Genomic DNA, 8,634 nt, shown 5'->3' with positions numbered 1-8,634 from the left:
GTTCAGGGTGATGACCTCTTTTCCGTTCACAATGACGGTATTACCGGTAATATGGATATTGCCGTCTGCATCAATCGAGATACTCCCTTTGGTGTTGCCGAGGGTGATACCACTCTCGGTGGACTGAAGGGTAATTTGTCCTTTGGCACTGAGCACACTGGTTTTTTCCACTGTCACCTGCCGGGTCCCGATGCTACTGACTTCCATGCCGACGACTTCTTTATGCCGGTCAGCCCGCACGCTGAGAGCCTGATTGTGTCCGACACTTTCAGTATGGTCGTGCATCACGCGGGTACTGCGGTCATTCAGTACGGTGGTATCCATATCCCGCTGCGCATGCAAGGCCAGCCGCTCACTGCCTTTCGCATCCTCAAACAGCAGCTCGTTGTAGCCTTCGCCTTTGTGGGTTTTGGAGCGGAAGGCCATCTGGGTTTTGCTGCCCGGCAGTCCGCCCGGTGGAATGTTGCTGGCGTGGTAGGTGCGGCCGGTGACAATCGGCTGGTCCGGGTCGCCGTGCAGAAAATCCACCACGACTTCCTGACCAATGCGCGGGATTGCCAGCATCCCCCAGCCCTGACCGGCCCACGGCTGGGTGACGCGTATCCAGCAGGAACTCTGGTCATCACTCTTGCCGTAGCGATCCCACGGGAACTGGAGGCGAATTCGTCCGTACTGGTCACAGAAAATCTCTTCGCCGGCCGGCCCAACCACTTTGGCAATCTGTGGGCCGTCGATGACCGGTTTTGGCAGGGGCGCAGGACGCCAGTTCTGGTTATGGCGGATAAAGTGGAAGTGGCTGTTCAGGGTGGTGCCTGTGCCGCTATTGGCGGTTTCCCGCGCCTGCGGCTGGCTGCCGGCATGACTGGCGCTCACCACCTGCCACGGCTGGTTCAGGTCGGCGCGCGGGTGGTTGCTCAGGGTGAATAATTTACCTGGCTGGATGGCAATGGCATGACCGCTGCCTTGCCCGGTCATAGCATTGTTGCGCAGGGCTTCCAGCCGGTAACGGGTAAAATCTTTCCCGTGCGCTTCATCCTTAAAACGCCCCGGATAGTCGTAGTGCTCGTAATACATCTGTTGCAGGGAGTCTTCCTTCATCTGCTGACTGAATTCGGCCGGCCAGGCCGGGTTTTTGAAGGTGTAATCTTTCAGTTGCACCTGGGCCGGTCGCACCTGGGCGCTACAGGTCAGGCTGCTGATGGCGGGTTCGCCCACAGTGCTCGCATCACCCGGCTGGTAAGGGAACACCTCGCCCGGTGGCACCGAACCACAGTCATCGGCAAACACCAGCGTGTTACGCCCGTTACCGCACTCAAAGAAGTAGAAAATCCCCTCTTCCGCCGTCAACCGTTGCAGGAAAGCGAAATCACTTTCCTGATATTGCACACAAAATTCCCGCTCTGGGTGGGCATGGCGTAAGCTGAAGATGACGTCACGGATACCGTGCTCTTTCAAAATCGTGGTGATAATGGCGGCTATGTTCAGTTGCTGGAAGATGCGTGAGTTTTGCCGCAGCGTGGTACGCCACAGGTCAGGACGAATACACATCTGGTAGGTGGTCTGGTGCAACCCGGTATCACCCTGTTCAAAGCTGGCGATCATACCGGTGATACTGCGGCTTTCTACGCCATCCTGGATGATCGTCAAGGTGGCGGAGCGGTCGAGTACCGCCGGAAAATCGATGGCCGGATCCGCACTCGCCAGCCCAACGTCCAGCGTGAACGGCTGAGAAAAGTGTTCATTCAGGATAAAATCGGTGACGACAAAGGTCTGTGGCGGCAATCCGCCCGCCGTCAGGGTAAATTGCAGGCCGCTCGGGGCGTTGTCGCCCCCGCCAAGCAGCTGCTGGCCGGCTTTTTGCAGCGCTCTGGCGGCGGCATGCTGGCCGCTGGCGGCCCGTTCGGCCAGTCCCTGACCGCCGGACGCAGTTTGCCCTGCGCCACCGGAGACGATACCCCGGCTCCCCAGAATGTTGGACGTCTGCGCGGCCTGCTGTCCCTGCCGGACAAACGACTGCCCCTGCTGGACAAGGGCCTGCCCTTGCTGAAGTTTCGCCCTGTGCTTTTTCAATGACATCGTAGGTCTCCCTGATTAATGCCCGCCGTCCCGTGTCACGGCAGGGGTCTGGTCTTTGGTCGGCTGTTCGGCCGCATGGTTGTGATGACTTTCCCGGGGTTCAGTCGCCTGACGCAGCCGATCATAGCGACCGAGCAGGGCGTTAAAGCGGTCATCAATGCCTTTCAGTAGGACCGGTGGCGCCCGCTCCCCTTTGGCCGCATAGACGCTCAACTGGCGCAACTGTTCTTCCAGCGGCACGTCACTGCCGTGGCTGCGCTGGATGTCATAGATAGCGGTTTTCAGGTAGGACAGGGTGAAACTGCCGCGGGTACGCTCCTGCAACAGGATTTTGTCCGCCAGTTGCTGAAGCTGGTCGCGGGTGGTGTTCCAGCTGCCTGTTAGCGGCACGCTGTCAATTTGGGCGGTCACCTGCTGCTGCCATTGGCGGGTCGCCTGCTGCTGGGCGGGCGACTGCGGCCACTGCTGTTCCGCGGTCGCCGTCAGGCGGCGGGCCGTCTCCCAGGTGAGCCGGGGCGAGGTCTCCGCCAATCGTTCCAGCTGGTGGGTATAACTTGTCAGTTCAGGCTGATACAACCACGCCAATCTGGCCCCCGCGGGGTGGTCGGTAATAGCCTGGAGTTGTTGTTGCAGGGGCTTGTAGCACAGCAACCAGCCGCCCACCAACACCAATAAACCCAACAGGGTGCCCAGACCAAAGCCCTGCCACGCATTGAGTCCCTGCGGCGGGTGTTCGGGAAACTGGACCCGCACCCGCGGTTGATTATCGTGGGCCGGCTGCGGGTCATGGCGCAGGGGCGGCGGGGACGGGGGCGTTTCCGGCTCGGCTTCCGACTGAGACAGGTAGACCAGCGGTGGCATCTGCACCGGTTGTGACACCGGTTTCGCCGCCTGCCGGGGTTTTTCCAGTTTTTTCGCCGCGTTCTGGAAGAACCACAACAGGTTTTCCACCCGCGGCAGGCGTTTCAGGTCAGATTGCTGCAACCGGTCGATAATGAGCTGGAGGGCCCGTTCAGCGCGGTAAATCATCCGCAGGTCGCTGGTGGCAAAATCCCACTGACGCAGCACACTGCTGGTACGGGCATGGAACCACTCCAGCAGGTCGGTACGCACCTGCGGCTGGGCTGGCCACAGGGTCTCCCATTCACTGACAATAACCCCCGCCAGCAGTTCACAGCCCTCAGTGAACCCCGACAGCCCATTGAGTTGCATCCGCGCCAATGTGTAGTAAATCGCGGTCTGTAAATCGACCCCGTTGGTTTTGAACAGCGTCAGGGACAGGGATTCCACCAGTGGCCAATTCACTTCTGGCTGTGCCGGATGGCTGGTTTTGTTGATTTCATCGCGGATAACGGCAAATTCCGGCAAATTCAGCGGACTGCCGCCAGCCCGGATGATAAGGTTTTCAGGCTGTTCGCTCATATTCTCGCTTTTCTCCTTAAAAAAACCCTGCCCGAAGGCAGGGGCAGGGTTGCTCTCAAAACTGACGCACTGCCTTCCCCTTAATAAAGGGTGTCCGGCAGTTTGAACTGGCTGAATAGCCCGCCCGCAAACGGGTTATCCGATTCATCCACATAAATGCGGTAGGTCATCTCGCCATTATCGACGCTAAAGCGCACATCAAAGAAGCCCGGCTGGACGTTAGTCAGCTTGCCGCTGTTAATCAGCCGCAACTGAGCCCACGGACCGCTAAAGCTGACAGAGCGCGGTGCCTGATTGCTTTTCGCTGGCATCAACGTCAGCTGGCTTTCCGTGCCGGCGCGCATGGAGTTTGGCCAGACCAGACGCGCCACATTGCTGCGCCCGTGGGAATAATCCACCAGCTGACCGTCAAGGTTCAGCAAGGCCCTGCGTTTGTTGCCTGTCAGACTCACCGGTTCCACAGCAAACTGGGTGCCAAGGCCATTTTGAGGGGTAAAGAAGGTGGTACGGATCCGGTTTGCCACCGCCAGCTGTTTCATGACATCGGGACGGATCAGCATCTTGCCGTCGGTCCCCGTGGTCAGGTTGTTTTCCACAAACGGTTTCAGGCTTTGCTGATAGAAGGCGTCCAGCGTCCCGCCCGGCCGGAAGAAGCGGTCAAACTCGCTCAACGGCACTTCTTCACGGGCATTCGGATTGAACGGATAGCGCCCTGCCAGATAAGTCTTGTACTGCCTGACCACCGTGTCGTTCCATTCCACTTCCAGCGAGCGAACCGCTTCCATCATCACCACGCGCCACGCCTGCTCTGCCAGTTCACCAACCCAGCGGTTCAGCGGCTCCGGCAAGTTTTTCGCCATCTGCTGCACTTCAAAAATAGCGTCACTGTTGTTCTTGTCCAGACGCATCTGGACGGCCTGCAAGGCGGCCTTACCCGGAACCGGTGAGTTCTGGATCGCCAGCAGGTAACGGTGCAGGGCCATCAGTTTTTGGTAGACACTTTGCAACGTGCTGCCCTTATCACCATGCTCCACCAGCACCCCCGTTTCCGGGGCAAAATCGCGGCTAATGCGGTTTAACAGACGGTAGTCTTCTTTTAACGTCAACGCCTGTTTTTCCTTGTCGCTCAATGCGTTGTTTACCAGCGGCGGATTGGTGTTATCGCTCAGGATTTGCAGCGCTCGCTTGAGGGGCTGCTCACCACTGATCACCTGTTCGATGGCACTGATGGCTTGCGGTAAGTCATCAAAGTCACGCACTTCCAGGTTGTTCATCGCTGCCCGCCAGGTCGCGGTGTACTCGGCCACGTACAGTTCGGTAATTTCGCGCTGGATCCGCGACTGATCGGTGTCACTGTACTTATCGTTCACCGGTGACGGCGTCTGTTCGGCGTATTTCTCTGGGCTGTTATTCTTGATGTTCAGTACCCAGCTATCCATTGCCGTCAGCTCCACCAGCTCGTTGCCCTGCTGGACGAAATAACCCATCAAGCCGTGGCGGGTCAGGAATTGCGGCACCACCAGCCGTTTTTCGTTGCTGGCCACAAACACACTGTCAAAGCTCGGACCGATCTGGTCGCGCAAGTTGATCGGCGCAGGCAGGGCGTCCTGAGCCTTGATACGCAAATTCTGGTACACCCGCTGGTTGACGGAAAGCGCTTTCAACTCCTGCTGCGCCTGCCGGATCGGTTTGACAAACGGGGTGAAGCGATCCACTGCATCCTGTTCACCTTTCTCCCGTTTGTCCTTCCAGTCCGTTCGCTCCAGCGCGTAATTCAGGTGGGTCAGCAAAGCCTCCTGCACATCACGCTGGCCGTGGAACGCCTTGCTCCAGCGCTCACGCATATACTGGGCCACCAGGCCGCTGTTACGTTTACTGGCATCTTCCATCATGCGCATCACACGCAAGATCTCGAGTTTTTCTTCGCTGCCAGCCGGGGCCTGATTTAAGTCATCCAGTAACCCCAGCATCAATGCCGGCAGGAAACGCTGCTCCAGCAGTTTCAGATAGGTGCCTTCCACATACGGCCCGACCCCGCCCCCCTGATATAACGCCATGTCGGTCAGGAAGGATTTGTTGTCGTGATAGTTACCGTAAGCCAGGGTCGCATCCCGGATGGGATTGAGCAGCGGCAACTGGAGGTTACCGTAACGGTCATCCCCTTTCGGTGGCGGGACGGACAGGAAGTTTTTCGCCTGCGCTAACACTTCTTCACCGGCCCGATAGTTTTTCTGGTAGAAGTAATGCCAGCCCCCCCACATCGCCAAAATGACCGACGCACTGATCACGGAGAAGGTATACAACTGGCGACGATTGCGGCTCAGCCAGATGCGGTTTTCCGCCGCCAGATTCGGCTCGGCCAGCAAGACATTTTCGAACAGCGAATGGGTGAAGTACGGCAGGGTATCGCCCGCTGGCCAAGTCGGGTATGCCTGCGATCCCAGGTGATACTGGGCCGAAGCGGACTGGGTGAACAGATCATCCATCTGTCCCCGCTGATGGGCCGACGTCAAATAGACACCGCGCAAAGTGGGGCGGTGGTGTTCATCGTTATACAGAATATCTTCCAGCATCTGGGTGATATAACTGTACAGCCCCTGAATCTGACGGGTGAAACTGAACAGGGCGCTGCGCTGGTTGGCGTCCACATTGTTCAGCATCATGTCCGGCATCGCCACATTCAGGTTGTTCATCCACTGTTTCCAGAACGCTTCCAGTTCACTGCGCCACGCTTTTTCATCGCGGTTATTGAGGCTGAAGGTCACGCCCAAAATCTGGTCACGCAGTTTACGATCCAGTGACTGGTACATCGCCTCAAAGCCGTGCAATAAGTCAATTTTGGTCATCACCAAATAGAGCGGCAATTGGCTGTGGAAGGTCAGGCGAATGTCTTGCAGGCGCTGGTGGATCTCCCTCACATAGCGTTCACGCTGTTCACGGCTATCAGCCATCAGACGCAGAGTATCCACCGTCAGAATAATGCCGTTGAGGGGCTGGCGCTGACGGTTTTCAGCCAACCAGTTCAGCAAGGCTTCCCACAGACGGCTATTGATTTGCGGTTTGTCGCTATTAAGTGGGACTGGCTGATCAATTAACTGGCCTTTCGGATCGATGATGACCGCTTTTTCCCCTAACCAGCAACGCAGCATCAGGGGCACTTCGCCATCCTGACGCAAATATTCCGGTGCCGCGATTTCGGAGAGCTTATAACCTTCTTTGATCAGTGAGGATTTACCGCTTTTCTGGCTCCCGATGATGATGTACCACGGACGTTCATACAGGTAATTGTACGCGTCCAGATGGCGTTGCAGCTGGGATTTCCAGTGATCGAGATAGCGGTCCTGATGTTCAATATCCACCCGTACCGGATCAACCACTTTCAGCTCAACGTCAAGGTTCAGTTTTTCCAGTGTTCGCAAGCGACGCCATGCTTTCATGCCAACCCAGCACACGACCATCATGACAATGATGATGGTTGCCAGCCAGCGCGCTGCAAGGCTTTCTAGTGGATAATCGTTGCGCAGTTTCCATTCCGGCCCCCACCACCAAACCGCAATTAACAGTAAGCAGGGGATCAGCGCCAGAACCAGTGCCATCAATGCCTTGAGGCGTGGCAGAGATTTAAACTTTGCCAGTGTCGGCAAGGCGGATTTCAATGGAGCCAAAGAGGACAAAGAGGGCCATTTCATGGGTTAACACTCCTGTTTGAAGCCGTATCCTTGAGAGGAGAAGGGAGTTTTTCAGCCAATAACGCCAGCAGGCTGGGTTCCCATTGAGTAAGTTGCATGTGTTGTCCCGTGTGTAACAAATTCCGGTAATGCTGTTGGGCCAATGCGGTCATGCCGGCTTCTTCAAGCAATTGGGCATTGAGCCATTGGCCATAGAATTGATCCCGTGGCTCCGTTAACTGCTGCTGATGTTCTTCCAGCATTTTCAGGGCTGCTTCCAATCCCTGTTGCTGGAAACATTGCCAGATAGCTTCCTGATCAGCAGAAACGGAACCCTTATCCGTAGCCACAGGCTCAGGCGTGAGCCAGTCGAGGGTCTCCGGGGAAATAAACGGGCTCATGTCAGAAAAACTTAAGGTTTTCAGCACGGGCAACCGTTCCAAAAAGGCATTTAGCTCATCACGAATAGCCTGAGCGACGTTCCCGTACCCTAATTGCAATGCGGCTTGTGCGGCAATGGCATGACCATCCAGCCAGTAAGGAGCAAGCGTCAGGCTTTGCTCGATTTGCTGGAGCAATTTGTTGTCCGCCAGCGGCAATCTCGCCAAATAGTCGGCAGTACGATCGGCGGAAGTCGGGGCCAATGGGGTTTTGCCTGTTGCATTCGCCATCGGTGCCGTGGTGATGGTGTGCCATACCGCATGACGGCGCAGGGAATAACCAACTGGCAATTCGGGATACCGTTCACACAGCAAATCTGCGACGGTCATCAAAGTCTGCTTCCACGCTTTTTCGCTCGAACTGTTGACTTCGACTTCTGGCATCGGTGCTGCTTGAAAACTCTGTGGCGTTTGCGCCATAGGTTCAGCAGAAGATGATGCTGGCACCGCAGCAGGGGCAGGCTTTGTCTCCACAGGTACGGCTTCTGGCTGACGGTTATAACGAATGCGCAGTTGGTCAATGTCTTTAGCAAGCTCAGGTTCATAGGCATGCCAGCATTGGGCGAGATGTGCGAGCGCCCCTTGCGCATCATCCCGTTCACTTTTGCTTGCTTGTTCAATAAAACTGCTCTGGGCGGAGTCGAAACGCTTGAGTACTTGTTGTGCCAGCCGACGTTTTAACTGTAGCTTGGTTGGCCAGGCTTTTTCCCAGTAGTTTTTGACATACTCGGTCAGCAGCTCCATTGCGAGGATCAGTTCAGCCGCGTTGCCAGCATGTTGCAGGGTACGCAGCAGATGAACCACCAACCGAAAATCTTTGCTGTTTTCACTCAATAATTGCAGTGCCTGACGCTGGATTTCTTCAACATCCAGCGAGCCATGTGACAGCGAACCAAATTTGATCATTTCGCTGTCAATGTATTCCCATGCGGGTTCGTTATCTCCCAGTGCTTTGCCAATCTGTTCGTCGGACAGGGGGGCCAGCAGGGAGCCGAACCAATCGAATTGTGTTCTGATGTCCATGTCGA

General features: G+C 56.5%; 4 protein-coding genes. All 4 read right to left on the bottom strand.

Annotated elements, in window-relative coordinates; all coding sequences use genetic code 11:
• Positions 1–2,076: type VI secretion system tip protein VgrG (locus IQ209_RS06115; protein ID WP_193849946.1), on the bottom strand; the 2,076-nt coding region annotated here is incomplete at its 3' end.
• A 15-nt stretch (positions 2,077–2,091) separates the two neighbouring features.
• Positions 2,092–3,498 (bottom strand): VasL domain-containing protein, encoded by a 1,407-nt coding sequence (locus IQ209_RS06110; protein WP_193849944.1) that lies wholly within the window; start codon positions 3,496–3,498, stop codon positions 2,092–2,094.
• Positions 3,499–3,578: 80 nt separating this feature from the next.
• Positions 3,579–7,187 carry a type VI secretion system membrane subunit TssM gene (tssM, locus tag IQ209_RS06105; RefSeq protein WP_193849942.1) on the bottom strand — a complete coding sequence of 1,203 codons (3,609 nt, stop codon included), beginning with the start codon at positions 7,185–7,187 and terminating at the stop codon, positions 3,579–3,581.
• Positions 7,184–8,629, bottom strand: a complete 1,446-nt coding sequence (gene tssA / locus IQ209_RS06100) for a type VI secretion system protein TssA (protein WP_193849940.1) — start codon at positions 8,627–8,629, stop codon at positions 7,184–7,186. The genes tssM and tssA overlap by 4 nt, the downstream gene beginning before the upstream one ends.
• Positions 8,630–8,634 lie beyond the last annotated feature (5 nt).

Source organism: Xenorhabdus sp. BG5 (genome assembly GCF_015163665.1).
Classification (GTDB): domain Bacteria; phylum Pseudomonadota; class Gammaproteobacteria; order Enterobacterales; family Enterobacteriaceae; genus Xenorhabdus.
The sequence above is the reverse complement of the archived record's forward strand: the minus strand, read 5'-3'. Positions and strand labels throughout refer to the sequence as shown.

Coding starts and splice junctions, on each gene's coding strand:
- IQ209_RS06110 (WP_193849944.1), bottom strand. CDS start 3,498: ATGAGCGAACAGCCTGAAAACCTTATCATCCGGGCTGGCGGCAGTCCG.
- tssM (WP_193849942.1), bottom strand. CDS start 7,187: ATGAAATGGCCCTCTTTGTCCTCTTTGGCTCCATTGAAATCCGCCTTG.
- tssA (WP_193849940.1), bottom strand. CDS start 8,629: ATGGACATCAGAACACAATTCGATTGGTTCGGCTCCCTGCTGGCCCCC.